We start from the raw sequence: 17001 nt of genomic DNA on the forward strand, positions 1-17001 counted from the left end.
CGGACACGAACGCCATGAGCCGAACCCGGCACGGGGAACCGCGGCGACGCCGCCGGTCCCCGCAGCACGTGGCCTCCCGGCTGCTGACGGGCTCGGTGCTCACCGTCTTCGTGGTGTTCTTCGTCCTGCCGGTGCTGTGGCTGCTGCTCGCGGCGACCAAGACCGACCAGCAACTCGTCCACGACAACCCCCTGACCTTTGGCTCCTGGCACGCCTTCAAGGCCAACTGGCACGCGCTCACCGCCTTCCAGGACGACGCCATCCTGGTGTGGCTGGGCAACTCCGCCGTCTACGCCGTGATCTCACTGGTCATCACGCTCTGTCTGGCCATTCCTGCCGGGTACGCGCTGGCGATGACCGAGTTCCGCGGCCGGCGCATGCTGCTGATCGCGACCCTGATCGTGATGCTCATGCCGAACGCCACCCTGGTGGTGCCGCTGTTCCTGGAGCTCAACGCGGTGCACCTGATCGGCACGATGTGGTCGATCATCCTGCCCTACTCGTTCTACCCGTTCGGCGTGTACCTCACCTACATCTACTTCACCACCGCCGTCCCCAAGGACCTCCTGGCCGCGGCACGCATGGACGGCTGCTCCGAGTTCGGGGTCTTCCGTCATGTGGCCCTGCCGCTGGCGACCCCCGTCATCGCGCTGGTCGGGTTCTTCAGCTTCGTCGCCAACTGGACGAACTACTTCCTGCCCTACGTCATGCTCCCCGACAGCGACCAGATGCCCGTCCAGGTGGGCGTCGGAAGTCTCCTCAGCAACGTGCCGTCGTTCAACCCGACCGTCGGCAGCCTCGCAATCCAACGCCCGCAACTGGCACTGGCCACGCTGGTCGCCATCACACCGGTCCTCGTCGTGTTCCTGTTCGCCCAGCGCTTCCTGGTCAGCGGAATGCTCGCCGGCGCCACCAAGGAGTGACAGCTCTCATGCCCTACAGCCCTGACTCCCACATCTCCGGCGACCCCGGCGATGACAGCCCGGCCGTCGACCGCCCCGCTCTCGCTCCCGACGTCCAGGCCGCGGTGCCGCTGCTCGAACCCCCCGGCTGGGCCGTGGCCCAGCGCGCCCTGTTCGACCTGCTCGACCACGCCTGGCGCCGCTTCGCCCGCGACTTCACCGGGCCCGACGGGCGCCTGAACTACACCGGGCCGCTGACCACCCGCGACGGCGTGGACGACTTCTACGAAGTGTTCTTCAACTGGCCCCAGCTCTACCTCCTCGGCGGCGCCGACGACATCCTGCCCGCCAGCGAGAAGCACTGGGAGGGCGTCACCAGGCAGCTCACCGAACTGAACATGCTGCGCGACGAGTACGAGCGCGGTTACGACTGGTTCCACCAGGGCGAAAGCCTGCTCCTGCTCTACTTCCTCTGCATGGCCGCACCCGACCGCTGGCGTGAACGCGCCCTGCGCTTCGCCGAGCTGTACGTCGACCCCGCCAAGGGCAACTACGATCCCGAACACCGCATCATCACCGGCCCCCACAACGGCAGCGACCCCGACCGCACCGGCCTGTTCGACGGCGACGTCTACCCCTGGCTGCTCAAGGAAGCGGAGACCTACGGCTTCCCCCTCGAGTGGATCCCCGAGGCTGCGAACGGCCCCTTCCCCCTGTCGGCGGACCCGCGGCTGGGCGACCAGATGCGGGACCGGATGGGCGTCGGCGACACCGCGGTCAACCTCGCGACCGCCGGGCTGGTCCTCAACGCCTGGATCCTGTCCGGCGAGGAGCGCTACCGCGACTGGATCGTCGAGTACGTCGGCGCCTGGCGCGAGCGCACCCTCGAACAGGGCGGCCTCATCCCGGACAACGTGGGCCCGGACGGCGAGGTCGGCAGCCTGCTGGAAGGGCGCTGGTACGGCGGCCACTACGGCTGGTCCTGGCCGCACGGCTGGCACAGCCTCGGCCACGCGGCCTGCGTCGCGGCGCTCGCGGCGGCCACGGTCACCGGAGACGACGACTACCTCTCCATGGTCGCGACCTCACTCGACACCCTCATAGGCCACAGCAAGGTGATGCCGCACACCGAGGCGGACTCCAGCCTGCCCTCCAAGTGGGCGGTCGAACTCGGTCCGGACCGTCACACGCCCACACCGCACCTGCCGTTCCGCCACAACGACTCCGGCTGGTTCGACTACAACCCGGCCACGCCCCCCGTGCCGGTGGCCCTGTGGCACCACACGTCCTCCGAGGCCGACCGGGCCCGGCTGGAGGGGCTGCGCGAGACCGACGGAATCGACTGGCGCACCGTGCGGCCGTTCCGGTCCAAGGAGGACTCCGGACACGAGAAGGCGTGGTTCGCCTTCCTCGCCGGCGACGACCCCGACTACCCCGAGCGCATCCTCGCCATGGCACAGGCCCAGGTCCGCCACCGGCTGCGGCGCATCGACCGCTACCGCGACCTGGACGTGCCCGAGCCCGACATCCACGTGTGGCAGCTGTGCAACCCTGTGGTCACCGAGGCCCTGGTACAGCTGACCTGGGGCGGCCCGCAGGTGTTGTATCAGGGCGGTCTGCAGCAGGCGAGGCTGCGCTACCACGACGCCGACGCCCGCCGCGCCGGCCTGCCCGCCGACGTCGCCGCCCTGGTCACCTCCATCGACCCCGAGGCGACCACCGTCGAGCTGGTCAACCTGGCCCCCGAGACGGACCGCACGGTGATCGTCCAGGCGGGCGCCTTCGCCGAGCACACCATCACCGGCGTCCGGTACACCACCTGCCAGGACGACGGCTGGATCGGCGACATGTACGACTACGGGCACAGCGAGCCGGTGGTGTCCGAGGCGGAGGTCCCGTGCGACGGCCCGTACCTGACGGTCCGTCTGCCCGCGTCCACCCGCATCCGGTTCACCCTGCGGCTCGGGCTGCGCACCCGTCCTCCCAGTTACCGGACCCCGTTCGACACCGCGGCTGAGCAGGCCGACTCCCTCGAGACGACAGGGGAATCGGCGTGAAGCGCATCGCCCAGACCATCAGGCTCCGTCCCGAGCACCGCGAGGAGTACCTGCGGCTCCACTCCGCCGTGTGGCCCGGCGTAGAAGCCGCCCTGGTCCGGGCGAACATCCGCAACTACAGCATCTACCTCCACGGTGACGTGCTCTTCGCCTACATGGAGTACATCGGCGACGACTTCGAGGCGGACATGGCGTCCATCAAGGCCGACCCCGAGACCCAGCGCTGGTGGAAGCTCACCGACCCGTGCCAGGAGCCCTTCCCGGACCGGGGCGAGGGACGCCAGTGGACCGAGCTCCCCGAGGTCTGGCACCTGAGCCCGCCCCACGACGACGCCACCGCCTGACCCGGCCCGCACCAGCCCGACCCGACTTGGATCAGCCTGTGAACGCACCCGTGCTCGTCGACGCCCACCACCATCTGTGGGACCTCTCCCACCGTCCGCAGCCCTGGCTGGACGACCCCGGCGTGGCATCGATCCGCCGCACCTTCACCCCCGAGGACCTGCGCTCCACCGCCACCCACCCCATCGCGGGCCGGCGGCTGCACGGCGCGGTCGTCGTCCAGTGCATCGCGGACGTGCCCGAGACCGAGGACCTGCTCGCGCTCGCCGAGCGGGAGCCCCTGATCCAGGCCGTGGTCGGCTGGGCAGACCTGACCTCCCCGGCGATCGGCGACGTGCTCGACCAGCTGATCGCCGGGCCGGGTGGCGGGTACCTGCGCTCTCTGCGCCACCTCGTCCAGGGCGAGAGCGACCCCGACTGGCTGCAACTCCCCGACGTGGAAGGCGGGTTGCGGGCGGTGCGGGATCGCGGGCTGCGCTACGACGTGCTGGTGCGCGACCACCAGCTAAATCAGGCGATCCGCCTCGCGGAACGCTTCCCCGACCTGCCCCAGGTCCTCAACCACGCGGGCAAGCCGGACCTCGTGCGGCAGGACATCGAAGGCTGGGAACGTGGCATCCGACAGCTGGCCGCGCACCCGCACGTGGTGTGCAAGGTCTCCGGGCTGATCACCGAGGCCGACCACACCCACTGGTCCACCGCCGACATCCGGCCCGCCTGGGACCTATTGGTCTGCGCCTTCGGGCCCGAGCGGCTCATGTTCGGCTCCGACTGGCCGGTCGCCAACCTCGCCGGCGGCTGGAACCGGTGGGCCGCCACCGTGGACGAACTGCTCTCCGGCTGGAGCGACAGCGACGTCCACGCGCTCCTCGTCGGCACGGCGAGCGCGTTCTACCGCCTCCCCAGGCCGGAGGAAGGCGACGTCGCCGCGGACGGCGCCACGCACACCATCTGACCGTCGCGCCCATCCGAATGTGCGCACCCATCGCGTACGCCGACAAACCCCGCTGGACATTCATCCACGTCTGCTGACTATCAGTGTCCGCACTGAAGGGACCCTGACCACACGATGACACTCGCCGTCCGCTACACGTCCGCCCGCACCCTGGACACGGCTCCCGCACTCAGTGCGCCGCCGGGCCCCGGCGAGGTGGAGCTGGCCCCCGCCTACGTCGGTATCTGCGGCACCGATCTGCACATCTTCCATGGAGACATGGACGCCCGAATCCACACGCCCGCCGTCCTGGGGCACGAGATGTCCGGTCGTGTCGTGCGCGTCGGAGAGGGCGTCGAGGGCTGGCAGCCCGGCGACGCGGTCACCGTAATGCCGCTGCGCTGGGACGACACCTGCCCCGCCTGCCGCAACGGCCACCGGCACATCTGCCAGCACCTGGACTTCATCGGCATCGACTCCTCCGGCGCGATGCAGCAGCGCTGGTCCGTGCCCGCTTCCACTCTCGTACGGCTGCCCGACTCGATCCCGCTGGACCGGGCCGCTCTCGTCGAGCCGACGGCGGTCGCCGTGCACGACGTCGGCCGGGCCGCCGTGGGCGAGGGTGAGAAGGTCGTCGTGGTCGGCGGCGGCCCCGTCGGCATCCTCATCGCACTGGTCGCGCGGGCCGCCGGTGCCGAGGTCCGGGTGGTGGAGCTCAGCGCCCACCGTCGGCTGCTCGCCGAGAAGCTGGGGCTGACCGCCTGGAATCCGGCCGACGACGACGTGCCGGCGCTGGTCGGCGCGTGGACCGGGGACGCGGGCGCGGACGTCGCCTTCGAGGTGTCAGGAGCCGCGGGCGGCGTGGACACCGCGGTCGACGTGCTCGGCGTGCGCGGCCGTCTCTGCCTCGTCGCCATCCACCCCCGCCCCCGCGAGGTCAACCTGCACCGCTTTTTCTGGCGCGAACTCACCCTCGTCGGAGCCCGGTTGTACGACCGCTCCGACTTCGAGAAGGCGGTCGCCCTGGTCGCCGACGGCACCATCCCCGCCGACCGGCTGATCAGCAAGGTCGTCCCGCTCACCCAGGCACCGGCCGCCTTCGAGGCGCTGGAAGGCGGCGGAGACGTGATGAAGATCCTGGTGGACTGCACCGACGAGGCCCAGGAGGCCGCCGTATGAACGCCTTCGACCTCACCGGACGACTCGCCGTCGTCACCGGCGCCCGGCGCGGCATCGGCCGGGCCATGGCCCGCGCCCTCGCCGAGGCCGGCGCGGACGTCATCGGCGTCAGCGCCAACCTGGAGGAAACCGGCAGCGCGGTCGAGAAGGACGTCACCGCCGCCGGCCGCACCTTCGAGGCGATCCGCACCGACTTCGCCGACCCCGACGCCGTCCGAGCCCTCGGCGCGAACGTCGCGGGCCGGGAGCGGCCGGTGGACATCCTGGTCAACAACGCGGGCACCATCCGCCGCGCCCCGGCCGCCGAACACACCGACGCCGACTGGGAGCTGGTCCTCCAGGTCAACCTCAACGCCCAGTTCGCGCTGACCCGCGCGGTCGGCGCGTCAATGGTCGCCCGCGGCCAGGGGAAGGTCATCTTCACCGCCTCCCTCCTCAGCTACCAGGGCGGCATCACCGTCCCCGGCTACACCGCCGCCAAGCACGGCATCGCCGGACTGACCAAAGCGCTGGCCAACGAGTGGGCCCCGCACGGCGTCAACGTCAACGCCCTCGCGCCCGGATACATCGCCACCGACAACACCCAGGCCCTGCAGGACGACCCGACCCGCAGCAAGGCGATCCTGGACCGCATCCCGGCCGCGCGCTGGGGCAGCGCCGACGACCTCGCGGGCGCCACCGTGTTCCTCGCCTCGGACGCCGCCGCCTACATCCACGGCACCGTCCTGCCCGTCGACGGCGGATGGCTCGGCCGGTGACCGCCGCCACCGTGGCCCGCGTGCTGGACGGCGCCCGCCTGATGCCCGTGCTCACCGTGCCCGACCCGGCCACGGCCGCTCCGCTGGCCGATGCGCTCGCCGCGGGCGGCGCCCGGTGCGCGGAGGTCACCTTCCGCACCCCGGACGCCGAACGGGTCGTCAAGGAGATGGCGGCCCACGGCGGCCTGACCATCGGCGTCAGCGACCGCGCCCATACCGCCGTCTCCCAACTGCGCAAGGGCGATGTGGACTGGGACGAGGTCTTCTCGGCGGGTGTGCGCTGGTTCCACACCGGCGGCATCTTCGCCGGTCTGTCCGACACCACGGTGGACGTCGCCGACGAGGCCCTGGCGGCGGCCCGCCGGCACGGGGTCACCGTCTCCTACGACCCCAACTACCGGCCCAGCCTGTGGGCCGGCCGGGGCGGCGCCGAGCGGGCCCGCGAGGTCGACCTTCGGCTCGGCCGGCACGCTGACGTCGTGGTGAGCGCCCACGGCCTGGCCGGGACGTACCCGGGACAGGCGCGCGTCGGGGCCGACGAGGTGGCGGACGCGCTCGCGGCGATGGCCGACCTGCTGCCCGGGGCGAGCGTGCTGGCGGCGACCCTGCGCGGCGTGCCTTCGGCCGGGGTCAACGACTGGTCCTCGGCCGCCTGGTCCGCGGAGACCGGCTTCGTCACCGGCCCCCGGATGCCCGGCCTGCACGTCCTGGACCGCATCGGCTCCGGCGACGCCTTCGCCGCCGGACTGATCCACGGACTGCTCACCGGCTCCGGCCTCGAGCGAGCCCTGGCCTACGGCACCGCCCACGGTGCGCTCACCATGACCACCCCCGGCGATGTCTCCATGGCCTCGCTCGCCGAGGTCGAGGCGCTCATCGCGGGCGGATCGGCCCACGTCAGACGCTGACCGGCGCCCCACCCCCCGTATCCCAGGAGCACGTCTTGCACCAGCGGAAGATCCAGAACACGTCCGTCTCCATCACCGAGCTCGGCTTCGGAGCGGCCGTGATCGGCAACCTGTACCGCGTCACCCCCGTTGACGAGGCGACCGCCGCCGTCGACGCGGCCTGGCAGGCCGGCATACGGTACTTCGACACCGCCCCCCACTACGGCCTCGGCCTCTCCGAACGCCGGCTCGGCGCCGCCCTGCGGGGCCGCCCGCGCGAGGAGTACGTCATCTCCTCCAAGGTGGGCAGGCTGCTGGTGCCCAACGAGGATCCGCGCGGCGTGGACAGCGAGGGCTTCGTCGTACGGGACGATCTGCGCCGGCAGTGGGACTTCAGCCGCGACGGCGTGCTCCGCTCCCTCGAGGCATCACTGGAGCGCACCGACCTGGACCGCCTCGACATCGTGTATCTGCATGATCCGGACGATCACTGGCGGCAGGCCGCCGAGGAGGCCATGCCCGCGCTGGCAAAGCTACGCGACCAGGGCGTGATCGGTGCCATCGGCGCGGGCATGAACCAGTCGGCCATGCTCGCCCGCTTCCTGCGCGAGACCGCCGCCGACGTCGTGATGCTCGCCGGCCGCTACACGCTCCTGGACCAGTCGGCGCTGGACGACGTGCTCCCGGCCGCACTGGAGCACGGCAAGAGCGTGGTGGCGGTGGGGGTCTTCAATTCCGGCCTGCTCTCCCGCGACCGGCCCGCCCCCGGCATGAAGTACGACTACCAGGACGCCCCGCCGGAGCTCGTCGCGCGGGCGCTGGCCATCGCCGAGGTCTGCGAGCGGCACGGCACCACCCTGCCCGCCGCCGCCATCGCCTTCCCGTACACGCACCCCAGCGTCGTCAACGTCACCCTCGGCATGCGGACCGCGGAACAGGTGGAGCGGAACGTGGAGCTCCACCACAGCGCCGTCCCCCAGGCCCTGTGGGACGACCTCCGGCACCAGGGGCTGATCAGGCCCGACGTCCCCACCGGGAGGAGTCCGCATCGTGTCTGACCCGATCCGCACGCACCGCGCCGCGTACTTGCCCGGCGCCGCGACCCGCTTCCACATCCCCGCCTGACCGCCCCGGCACAGAGAACACCGCATAGAGAACACCGCACCTACGGAGCCGCCGTATGAATGCCTGTTTGACCCTCAGTTCGTCCCTCCGGAAAAGCGAAGGGGCCAGACCATGACGCCGATCATGTCCCCGACGCGCAAGGTCTCAGCCGTGCTCGCGGCGGCTGCCTCCGCCGTGCTGCTGGGCTCCCTCGCCACGCCGACCCCGGCCGCGGCCGCGACGCAGGCGACATACTACGTCGCCCCCAACGGTGACGACGCCAGCGTCGGGACGATTTCCGCACCGTTCAAGACCCTGCAGCACGCACGGGACGTCGTGCGCACAGTCAACGACAACATGACCGGGGACATCAACGTCTATCTCCGCGGCGGCACCTACCCGGTGAGCAGCACCATCAACTTCACCTCGGCCGACTCCGGCACCAACGGGCACCAGATCGCGTACGCCGCCTACCCGGGCGAGAAGCCGGTCCTGGACGGAGGCGTTCAGGTGACCGGCTGGACCCAGCACAGCGGAAACATCTGGAAGGCCACCCTCAACCGCGACAACAAGCTCCGCGCGCTCTACGTCAACGGCAAGCGCGCCCAGATGGCCTCGAAGACGATCAACTCGGCCGGATGCTACGGAACCTACTCCGTCGCGGCCGGCCAGGCCCCCTGGGCCTGGGAGTCGGGTTCGCAGTGCGACGGAGCCAAGTACAGCCTCTCCGACCTGCCCGCCGTCTCCTCCAACCAGGACGACGTCGAGATCAAGTCCCAGACGACCTGGACCACGGCCATCGTGGGCATCCGCCAGATCACCACGAGCTCGGACGGCGCCAACCGCGTGGCCCTGTTCCAGCAGCCTGGTGCGGCCATCGCCCAAGGATCGGCGTACGGCCCGTTCAAAGCCGGCGGCAGTCATACGTTCATGAACGCGTACGAGTTCCTGGACCAGCCGCGCGAGTTCTACTTCGACAAGACGAATCACACGCTGTACTACTACAAGTCCGGCTCCGAGGACATGACCACGGCGGATGTCTTCACGCCGAACAACGTGTCCACCCTCCTGAAGATCGCCGGCACGTCGACCACCGACCACGCGCGGAACATCACGTTCTCCGGGCTCACGGTCGAGCACTCCGACTGGAACCTGGTCAATGTCGCGGGCTCCGTCTTCCGGCAGAGCCAGCAGGGCAACACCGTCTCGACCGTGTACGCGAGGAAGAACTTCCACGCGTACACGTACCGCAACGTCGACCTGCCGCCCGCGGCCGTCCAGATCGAGAACGCCGACGGGATAGTCCTGCAGGGCAACACGGTGCAGCACACCGGTGCCGACGGCATCACCCTGGCCAACGACGTGAAGGACACGCAGTTGACCGGCAACGTCACGAATGACGTCGCCGGGTCCGCCATCACTGTGGGACACCCCCAGCACGTGTACATCGGGGACTACACCTCGACCAACCACGAGAAGTACCCGGTGAACGTCGAGGGCCTCTGCAAGGACATATCGATCACGGACAACTACCTCTACGACAGCGGGGTGTTGTTCGAGGCGTCCAGCCCGGTGTCGGCGTACTTCGTCGATTCCCTTTCCGTGCAGCACAACCGGATCGAGAAGTCCCCGTGGGCGGGCATCACGCTCGGCTGGGGATGGTGGAACTTCGACGGCTCGACGAACTCCGTCAATCCCGGGAACCCGACCACCACGGCGAAGAACAACACCATCAAGTACAACCAGATCCTCGACACGATGCAGGTGCTCGACGACTCCGCTCCCGTCTACACGCTGGGCAGCCAGCCGGGAACGGAGATCAGCAACAACTACATCCAGGGCGTCCCTGCCGGCCACAAGTACGGCCTGCACCCCGATGAGGGCTCCGCCTTCATCAACGAGCACGACAACGTGCTCGACGTCGACCCGGGCGTGTACTACGCCATCAACTCCGGCACCTGGGGCCGGCAGCACGACCTGACCCTCACCAACAACTACGGCACCGTGAACAAGATCGCCGGCAGGAACGTCCCGAACAGCACGATCACGGACGTGCGGGGGTACGGGGACAACGTGTGGCCGTCGCAGGCGTACGGCATAGTCCTGAACGCGGGTCTGGAGGACGCCTACAAGAGCCTCGTCCCCCAGAGCAGAGTGGCTCTCCAGGACTACACCCTGCCCGCGAGCACGTTCGCCGGCACGGGCGTGATGACCATTCCGGTGCGCAGCCCCAAGGACGCGACGAAGACGCTCTGGCTGGCTCCGGCCAGTACGACGACGTTCGCCGCCGGTCCCACCATGACCAGCGCGAGCGGCACCTCGACGAGCATCAGCGTCCCGAAGGCGGTGGGTGACTACCGGCTCTACGTCGTGGACGCCCAGGGCAACGCGTCCCCCGCGTCGAAGGCGCTTGTGCGGCAGCGCTGGAACCACGTCGACGACAAGGCCGCGGGCGTGACCTACTCCGGCGCCTGGTCGAACTGGAACGACACGAAGGACATGAACGGGTCCGAGAAGGTCACGAGCACCGCGGGCAACTACGCCGAGTTCTCGTTCACCGGCACGGGCGTGCGCTACCTCAGCATGACGCAGCCGAACATGGGCAAGGTGGACGTCTACATCGACGGCACCCTGACCCAGGCGGGCATCGACGCCTACGCCCCGACGGTGACGAAGCAGGTGCCGCTGTTCGAGAAGACAAACCTGGCCGCGGGCCCGCACACGATCAGGGTGGTGTGCACGGGGACGAAGAACACCGCCTCCTCCAACACCGTCTGCGCGGTGGACGCGTTCGCCTCCATCCAGTTCCCCGCGAAGAACGCCAACTACAAGATGGTCAACAAGAGCAGCAACAAGGCCATCGATGTGTCAGGCGGATCGCTGACCGCCGGAGCCGACATCATCCAGTGGACCGACTCCGGAGCCGGGAACCAGAACTGGCGCTTCGTCCCGGTGGGTGACGGCAGTTACGAGATCGTCAGCCGGAATAGTGCCCTGCTCATGGACGTCAGCGGTGCTTCCACCGCGGACGGCGCGACCGTCATCCAGTCGTCCGACACCAACGCCGCGAACCAGCACTGGACACTGGTCGCCACCGGAAACGGCTACCACAAGCTCAAGAACGTGAACAGCGATAAGGTGCTCGACGTGTCCTCGGGAGGCACTCAGCTCGTCCAGACGACGGACACGGGCGCCGACAGCCAGCAGTGGAAGATCGTGAACGTGGACTGATCCGGTACGCCACCACGTAGCGCGCGCCCCGCCCGGCAGCCCCAGTGAGCTGCCGGGCGGGGCGCCTTCTACTCCGGGGCAACTGTCTCAGGCCGGGTCGGTGCCCGTCCTGCGGAGCACTCCTGCCGCGACCAGTTCGTCGTACACCCTCTGCTGTTCCGGGCTGAGATCGGAGTACAGCAGGTCGTGGGCCGCCTCCTCGTCCCGCAGGGCCGCGCCGGGATCCCAGTCCGGGCCGAGCGCGGCCAGCACATTCGTCCGCCGCAGCGTCTCGTGCGCGCTGTGATTGACGGTGAAGTCGACCGGTGCGGACTCGTCCGGACCGGTCGCAGGGGCGGGGTCATGGGAGGACATGCTCAGAACCTAGGTAGCCCCCTGGTCACCAGCGGCACGGGCAGCTGGTCCTCCAGTCCGTTGGGCAGCTGGGCGATGGCCGAGTCGTGGCTGGTGGGGCCGGCCTTGAACGTCTTGCCCGCGAGAGCGGCCTTCTCGTAGTACAGGGCGTACTTGGCGTAGAGGTCGGCCGACTGCGAGACGGTGGCGTCGATCTGTCCCTTGCGGATCGCGTCGAACTCCTGCGGGATGCCGTCGTTGGAGACGATCGAGATGTGCCCTGCGGTGCCCGCGGGCTTGAGCAGGCCCTTCTGCTTGAGCAGGGCGAGGGTCGGCTGAAGGAAGACGCCGTCGGCCTGCATGTAGATGCCGTGGATGTCCTTGTGCTGTGCCAGCAGGTTCTGCAGCTGGCTGGAGGCGGCCGAGCCGTACCAGTCGTCGGACGGCGATGCTGACGATGGCGCTCGCCCTCGTGCTGATCCCCTTCTCCACGGGCACGGCCAGCGCCAACACCACCCCGCGCTGGGGCGACGACGCGCCCGACGTGATCCGGGACTGCAACAACGGCAACGCCGACTCGTGCCAGTACCACGAGGTCAACGCCTGGACCGAGCTGGGCCGGCATCAGTTCGGCAACCCGGTACAACTGCGCGGGCAGCACCCCGCTGGGCTTCGACCTTATGTTCAAGACGGACCACACCACCGAGTACTCCTTCGAGCAGGCGACGGGCGTGGAGGTCTTGGCGGGCTTCTCGGACGTCTTCGAAGGAGGCATGTCCGCCAGCGGGTCACAGTCGGAGACCTGGAAGGTCGGCACGACCACCAGCGCCGGCACGACCCTCAAGGGCACCATCCCGCCCGGCGAGGCCGGCGGCTACTGGTTCGCACCTTACGAGCGCCACTCCCAAGGCTGGCTGGGCCGACAGCCCGCCTGCCGGCCAGGAGGGCCCGGCACCCCCCCTCGGGGAGTACGGCGAGGAAGCGGGAGTCCGCCGTTACTGACGGCACCCCGCCGTCCCTCCCCGGCGATGACGATCACCTCGTCGCCGTCGGACCAGCGCCGGCGGTCCGCCTTGGGCGGATTGAGGCGCAGCCCGTACCCGGGGGCCCGGCGGGCGTCGGCGTGGCTGCGGTAGCCGACGGCGCACTCGCCCCGGGCGCGTGCCGCCGCGACGACCGTGGCGAAGGACGTCTCGTGGCCGGTCACGACGTAGTCGGCGGCCGACCGCAGGTGGATCTGTGTGCCGCCGGCCGAGAACAGTTCGTCGAACACGTCCGCCAGGTGGTGGTTCTGGGAGATCTGCGCCATCAGCAGCCCGATGAGCTTGCCGCTGATGATCACGTCGGCTCCGGGGCCGAGCGGGGCGAGGGGCCGGTTGCCGTCGTCGGTGAGCTCGGTGACCACCGGCAGCTCCCGGCCGGTGCGCCGTTCGAGATGTCGCAGGACGAGCAGAGTGACGAGCGTACGGGTGTCCGGCTCCTCGGGGGGCTCACCGGCCCGTGGCTCCTGGCCGAGCACGATGACGCTGTCGTAGGAGCCGAGGTCCAGGCCGGCCAGGGTCTCCGGGCGGGTGGTGTCGCCCCTGAGGGCCACACAGGTCCAGCCGGAGCCGTCGCCGTCGCCGTCACCGTCACCGACGTCACTGTCGTCGTCGCATGCGGCCCGCACCACGGCCTCTTCCTCGTCCGCCACCACGTCGGCCACCGAACCCGAGGGTGCGTTGCGGCCCCACTCCCGCAGGACGAGGGGTGCGCGGCGGTTCCAGCCCAGCACCAGCAGCCGCTCCGACCGGGTGTCCGACGGCCGGGGGCCCGCCATGGACCGCTCGTCGACCAGCGGCACGCAGTCGGCGAGCTCGGCAGTGTCGTCGTCGGCGGCGATGACGAGGAGCTGGTCGTCTGCTTCGAGCACCGTCCGCGCGGGTGGGTTCAGCCAGGGCACCCCGCCGCGGATCAGCCCGACCGCGCTGGCGTTGCCGTAGGAGAGCAACGCCTCGCCGAACTCCCGGCCGGCCAGGGACGGGTGGGCGGCAGGGTAGAACTCGTCCCCGGCGAAGTCGAGCAGGTCGCGGTGGACCAGGGACAGTCCCGGGCGGCGCGCCGCCTGCGCGATCAGCCGGGCGGTGACGGTGTCGCTCTCCAGGACGACGCCCCGGGCCCCGGCGGCCAGGCGGGCCGCGAGCAAGTAGCCGCTGTCGCGGACCGCCGCCACGACGGGCACGGTGACGTCGCCCCCGCGCGCCGTCGCCCGAAGGGCCAGCAGCGCCTTGACGACGTCCACGTCGCTGCGGGACGCGTCGGGCGGCAGCACGATCACCGAGTCGGCGGTGGCCGGACTGGTCAGCGCCAGCACGGCCGGGTCGGCCGACGGACCGCTACGGCAGATCAGCCGGGTCCGGCCGGTCGGGCCGACCTTGCTCTGCAGGGACTCCTCCATGGCCGTCTTGTCCAGGTCGGCCAGGATCGCCACGGCCGACCGCCGCTGGTTGGCACCCGCCGCGACCAGTTCGCTCACCACCGTGAAGACCTGTTCCGACCAGCCCAGGACCACCACGTGACCGCGCTCCACGAGCTTGGAGCGGCCGCGCCGCAGGGCGATGAGCCGCTCGGTGAGCCCGGTCGTGATGAGACCGACGAGGGTCGAGACGTACACCAGGGCGACCAGGGCCAGCAGCACCGAAAGCGCCACCCGGGCCGGACTGCCCGTGGTGCCGCCCAGCCGCATCGTCTCCCCGGTCAGGTGCCAGATGGCCGCCACCTTCCCGGAGAGGGTGGCGGGGGCGTGCCCGCTCGTCCACACCAGCGTCGCGCTCGCGGGGACGACGACGGCCAGGCAGACCAGCACCAGCCAGCCCACCAGGGCCGAGGTGCCGCGCGCCAGGGTCGTGTCGAACCAGTACCGCGCTCGGGCACCCGCTCCGGGCCGCTGTTCCACTGTGTTCCCCCTCCGCGTGCAGGTCTGTAGGGGCAGTGTCCTGATCCGGCCTCGCGCGCCGGGCGGCACGCGGGCGCGATTCATCCCTTCGCCGTAATCGGGGGCAGGCGCCCTCCGCCACGTGCCCCCACGCACCCGGTCACGCACCGGTTTAAATGGGGGCTTTCCCTCGTCCGTGGCAATTCAGCGCAACCCGGAGTGAACCGGTCCGGCGGGCCCGTAGAAGTTGCGGCATGACCGAGCATCACCAGGCTGACGCCGACCACGGCGGCCTGACCAGACGTACGCTCACGACGGCCGCGGGCACGACCGCCGTGACCGCCTTCCTCAGTGCCGGCAGCGCGGCGGCCCTGCCCGCACAGTCGCCCCCGCGCAATCCCGCCCCGGCGGCGGCCCCGTCCGCCGCGCGCGGCGCGGACTTCGACCGCTGCCTCGCCGTCGCCCGGGCCCTGCTCGTCGTCGACGACGACGGCCGGCCCCTCGTCCCTGGCTACCGGCGCGTGCTCAAGGACGGCCTGCCCCGCACCCGGACGACCAGGGCCAAGAAGGTCCTCGTCATCGGGGCGGGCCCGGCCGGCCTCGTCACGGCGTGGCTGCTCCAGCGCGCCGGACACCACGTGAGCGTCCTGGAGGCCAACGGCAACCGGGTGGGCGGGCGCATCAAGACGTTCCGCCGCGGCGGCCACGAGAAGGCGGCGCAGCCCTTCGCCGACCCGCGCCAGTACGCCGAGGCCGGTGCGATGCGGCTGCCCGGCAGCCACCCGCTGGTGATGGACCTCATCAGCCAACTGGGCCTGAAGAAGCGGCCGTTCTACTACGTCGACGTGGACGGCCACGGACGGCCCGCCGCGCACACCTGGATCCACGTCAACGGCGTGCGGATGCGCCGCGCCGACTACGCCCGCTCCCCCCGGCGCATCAACCGCTCCTTCGGCGTCCCGCGCGCCCGCTGGGACACCCCGGCCGCGGCCATCCTGCGCTCGGTCCTCGACCCGGTGCGCGACGAGTTCAGCACGCTCGGGCCGGACGGCAAGCGCACCGACAAGCCGCTGCCCGAACGCATCCAGGGCTGGGCCAGGGTGATCCAGCGCTTCGGCGACTGGTCGATGTTCCGCTTCCTGACCGAGCACGCGGGCCTGGACGAGCGGACGGTCGACCTGATCGGCACCGTCGAGAACCTCACCTCACGGCTGCCGCTGTCCTTCGTGCACAGCTTCATCGGGTCCTCCCTGATCAGCCCGGACACCGCGTTCTGGGAGCTGGAGGGCGGCACGGCCGTCCTGCCCGACGCCCTGCTGGCCAAGGTCCGCGACACCGTGCGGTTCGACCGGCGGGTGACCCGGATCGAGTACTACGACCCCGACCGGGCCGGCAGCGACACCCGGCACGTACGCGCCCGGGGACCCCACGTGTGGGTGGACACCGTCTCCGAGGGACGGGGCGGCCCGGTCGTGCGCGAGCAGTTCACGGCGGACGCGGCGGTAGTGACCGTGCCCTTCTCCGGCCTGCGGCATGTGCAGGTCAGTCCGCCGATGTCGTACACCAAGCGCCGGGCGGTCACCGAGCTGCACTACGACTGCGCGACCAAGGTGCTGCTGGAGTTCAGCCGCCGCTGGTGGGAGTTCGACGAGGGCGACTGGAAGCGGGAGCTGGGCCGCATCGACCCAGGGCTGTACGACGCCTACCGCGCCGGACGGACCCCGGGCGACGGCAGCCTGCTCGGCGCCCACCCGTCCGTCCCGTCCGGCCACGTCACCGCCGGCCAGCGCACCCACTACGCCGCGAACCGCGCCGTCGACCGCGACCAGCCGGCCGCGGTCGACGTCGTCGGTGGCGGCTCGGTCTCGGACAACGCCAACCGGTTCATGTACCAGCCGTCCCACCCGGTGCCCGGCAGCGCCGGCGGGGTGGTCCTTGCGTCCTACAGCTGGGCGGACGACGCCCTGCGCTGGGACTCCCTGGACGACGAGGCCCGCTACCCGCACGCCCTGTGCGGGCTCCAGGAGGTGTACGGCCAGCGGCTCGAGGTCTTCTACACCGGCGCGGGCCGCACCCAGAGCTGGATGCGCGACCCGTACGCCTACGGCGAGGCGTCCGTGCTGCTGCCCGGCCAGCACACGGAGCTGCTCACGTCCATCCCCGCCCCCGAGGGGCCGCTGCACTTCGCGGGCGACCACACCTCCGTGAAACCGGCGTGGATCGAGGGAGCGCTGGAGTCCGCCGTGCGCACCGCCCTGGAGGTCCACTCGGCGTGAACCGCGCCGGGCGCCGCTCCCCGTGCGAGGGGGCGGCGCCCGGCGTCCCGGGACAGCACACCTAGTAGGGCTTGGTCATCTTCA

Annotated in this window: 12 protein-coding genes and 1 pseudogene; 10 read left to right on the plus strand and 3 right to left on the minus strand. The window is 70.7% G+C overall.

The features are described 5' to 3' along the window. Positions 1–14 precede the first annotated feature (14 nt). From OHS82_RS01670 to OHS82_RS01710, 9 genes are all read left to right on the plus strand, one after another. Positions 15–923 (plus strand): carbohydrate ABC transporter permease, encoded by a 909-nt coding sequence (locus tag OHS82_RS01670; protein WP_242432974.1) that lies wholly within the window; start codon positions 15–17, stop codon positions 921–923. 8 nt (positions 924–931) lie between these two features. Beyond that, positions 932–2959: a hypothetical protein gene (locus tag OHS82_RS01675; protein ID WP_057575084.1), complete on the plus strand. Its 2028-nt coding sequence runs from the start codon at positions 932–934 to the stop codon at positions 2957–2959. Then, on the plus strand, positions 2956–3303 hold the full coding sequence (locus OHS82_RS01680; RefSeq protein WP_328433077.1) for an L-rhamnose mutarotase: 348 nt from the start codon (positions 2956–2958) through the stop codon (positions 3301–3303). The genes OHS82_RS01675 and OHS82_RS01680 overlap by 4 nt, the downstream gene beginning before the upstream one ends. A gap of 38 nt (positions 3304–3341) precedes the next feature. Then, the gene (locus OHS82_RS01685; RefSeq protein WP_057575082.1) at positions 3342–4256 is read left to right on the plus strand and encodes an amidohydrolase family protein; all 915 of its coding nucleotides are present in this window, start codon (positions 3342–3344) and stop codon (positions 4254–4256) included. Positions 4257–4370: 114 nt separating this feature from the next. Further along, a complete protein-coding gene (locus OHS82_RS01690) occupies positions 4371–5414 on the plus strand; it encodes a zinc-dependent alcohol dehydrogenase (RefSeq protein ID WP_057575081.1) in 1044 nt (347 codons plus the stop codon). After that, positions 5411–6172, plus strand: a complete 762-nt coding sequence (locus OHS82_RS01695) for an SDR family oxidoreductase (RefSeq protein WP_057575080.1) — start codon at positions 5411–5413, stop codon at positions 6170–6172. Before OHS82_RS01690 ends, OHS82_RS01695 begins: the two co-directional genes overlap by 4 nt. Beyond that, positions 6169–7080: a PfkB family carbohydrate kinase gene (locus OHS82_RS01700; protein WP_328433078.1), complete on the plus strand. Its 912-nt coding sequence runs from the start codon at positions 6169–6171 to the stop codon at positions 7078–7080. Before OHS82_RS01695 ends, OHS82_RS01700 begins: the two co-directional genes overlap by 4 nt. Positions 7081–7115: 35 nt before the next feature. After that, entirely contained in the window at positions 7116–8117 is a 1002-nt protein-coding gene (locus OHS82_RS01705; protein WP_057575079.1) for an aldo/keto reductase, read from the plus strand. A 178-nt stretch (positions 8118–8295) separates the two neighbouring features. Then, positions 8296–11394, plus strand: coding sequence for an RICIN domain-containing protein (locus OHS82_RS01710; RefSeq protein WP_328433079.1), 3099 nt, complete (start codon positions 8296–8298; stop codon positions 11392–11394). Between the two features lie 87 nt (positions 11395–11481). Here OHS82_RS01710 and OHS82_RS01715 read toward each other — a convergent pair whose 3' ends face one another. From OHS82_RS01715 to OHS82_RS01725, 3 genes and pseudogenes are all read right to left on the minus strand, one after another. Continuing rightward, positions 11482–11748 carry a DUF6400 family protein gene (locus OHS82_RS01715; protein ID WP_057575077.1) on the minus strand — a complete coding sequence of 89 codons (267 nt, stop codon included), beginning with the start codon at positions 11746–11748 and terminating at the stop codon, positions 11482–11484. Positions 11749–11750: 2 nt separating this feature from the next. Continuing rightward, positions 11751–12164, minus strand: a pseudogene (locus tag OHS82_RS01720) (substrate-binding domain-containing protein); the annotation flags it as partial. A 452-nt stretch (positions 12165–12616) separates the two neighbouring features. Then, entirely contained in the window at positions 12617–14662 is a 2046-nt protein-coding gene (locus tag OHS82_RS01725; RefSeq protein ID WP_328433080.1) for a CASTOR/POLLUX-related putative ion channel, read from the minus strand. 233 nt (positions 14663–14895) lie between these two features. Here OHS82_RS01725 and OHS82_RS01730 point away from each other — a divergent pair, with 233 nt between their 5' ends. Beyond that, the gene (locus OHS82_RS01730; RefSeq protein WP_328433081.1) at positions 14896–16917 is read left to right on the plus strand and encodes a flavin monoamine oxidase family protein; all 2022 of its coding nucleotides are present in this window, start codon (positions 14896–14898) and stop codon (positions 16915–16917) included. Positions 16918–17001 lie beyond the last annotated feature (84 nt).

The organism is Streptomyces sp. NBC_00425 (assembly GCF_036030735.1).
In the GTDB taxonomy this organism is placed as follows: domain Bacteria; phylum Actinomycetota; class Actinomycetes; order Streptomycetales; family Streptomycetaceae; genus Streptomyces.

Bases quoted from the DNA above. Each gene is read 5' to 3' on its own strand.
- OHS82_RS01670 (WP_242432974.1), top strand. From the start codon at position 15: ATGAGCCGAACCCGGCACGGGGAACCGCGGCGACGCCGCCGGTCCCCG.
- OHS82_RS01675 (WP_057575084.1), top strand. From the start codon at position 932: ATGCCCTACAGCCCTGACTCCCACATCTCCGGCGACCCCGGCGATGAC.
- OHS82_RS01690 (WP_057575081.1), top strand. From the start codon at position 4,371: ATGACACTCGCCGTCCGCTACACGTCCGCCCGCACCCTGGACACGGCT.
- OHS82_RS01695 (WP_057575080.1), top strand. From the start codon at position 5,411: ATGAACGCCTTCGACCTCACCGGACGACTCGCCGTCGTCACCGGCGCC.
- OHS82_RS01710 (WP_328433079.1), top strand. From the start codon at position 8,296: ATGACGCCGATCATGTCCCCGACGCGCAAGGTCTCAGCCGTGCTCGCG.
- OHS82_RS01715 (WP_057575077.1), bottom strand. From the start codon at position 11,748: ATGTCCTCCCATGACCCCGCCCCTGCGACCGGTCCGGACGAGTCCGCA.
- OHS82_RS01730 (WP_328433081.1), top strand. From the start codon at position 14,896: ATGACCGAGCATCACCAGGCTGACGCCGACCACGGCGGCCTGACCAGA.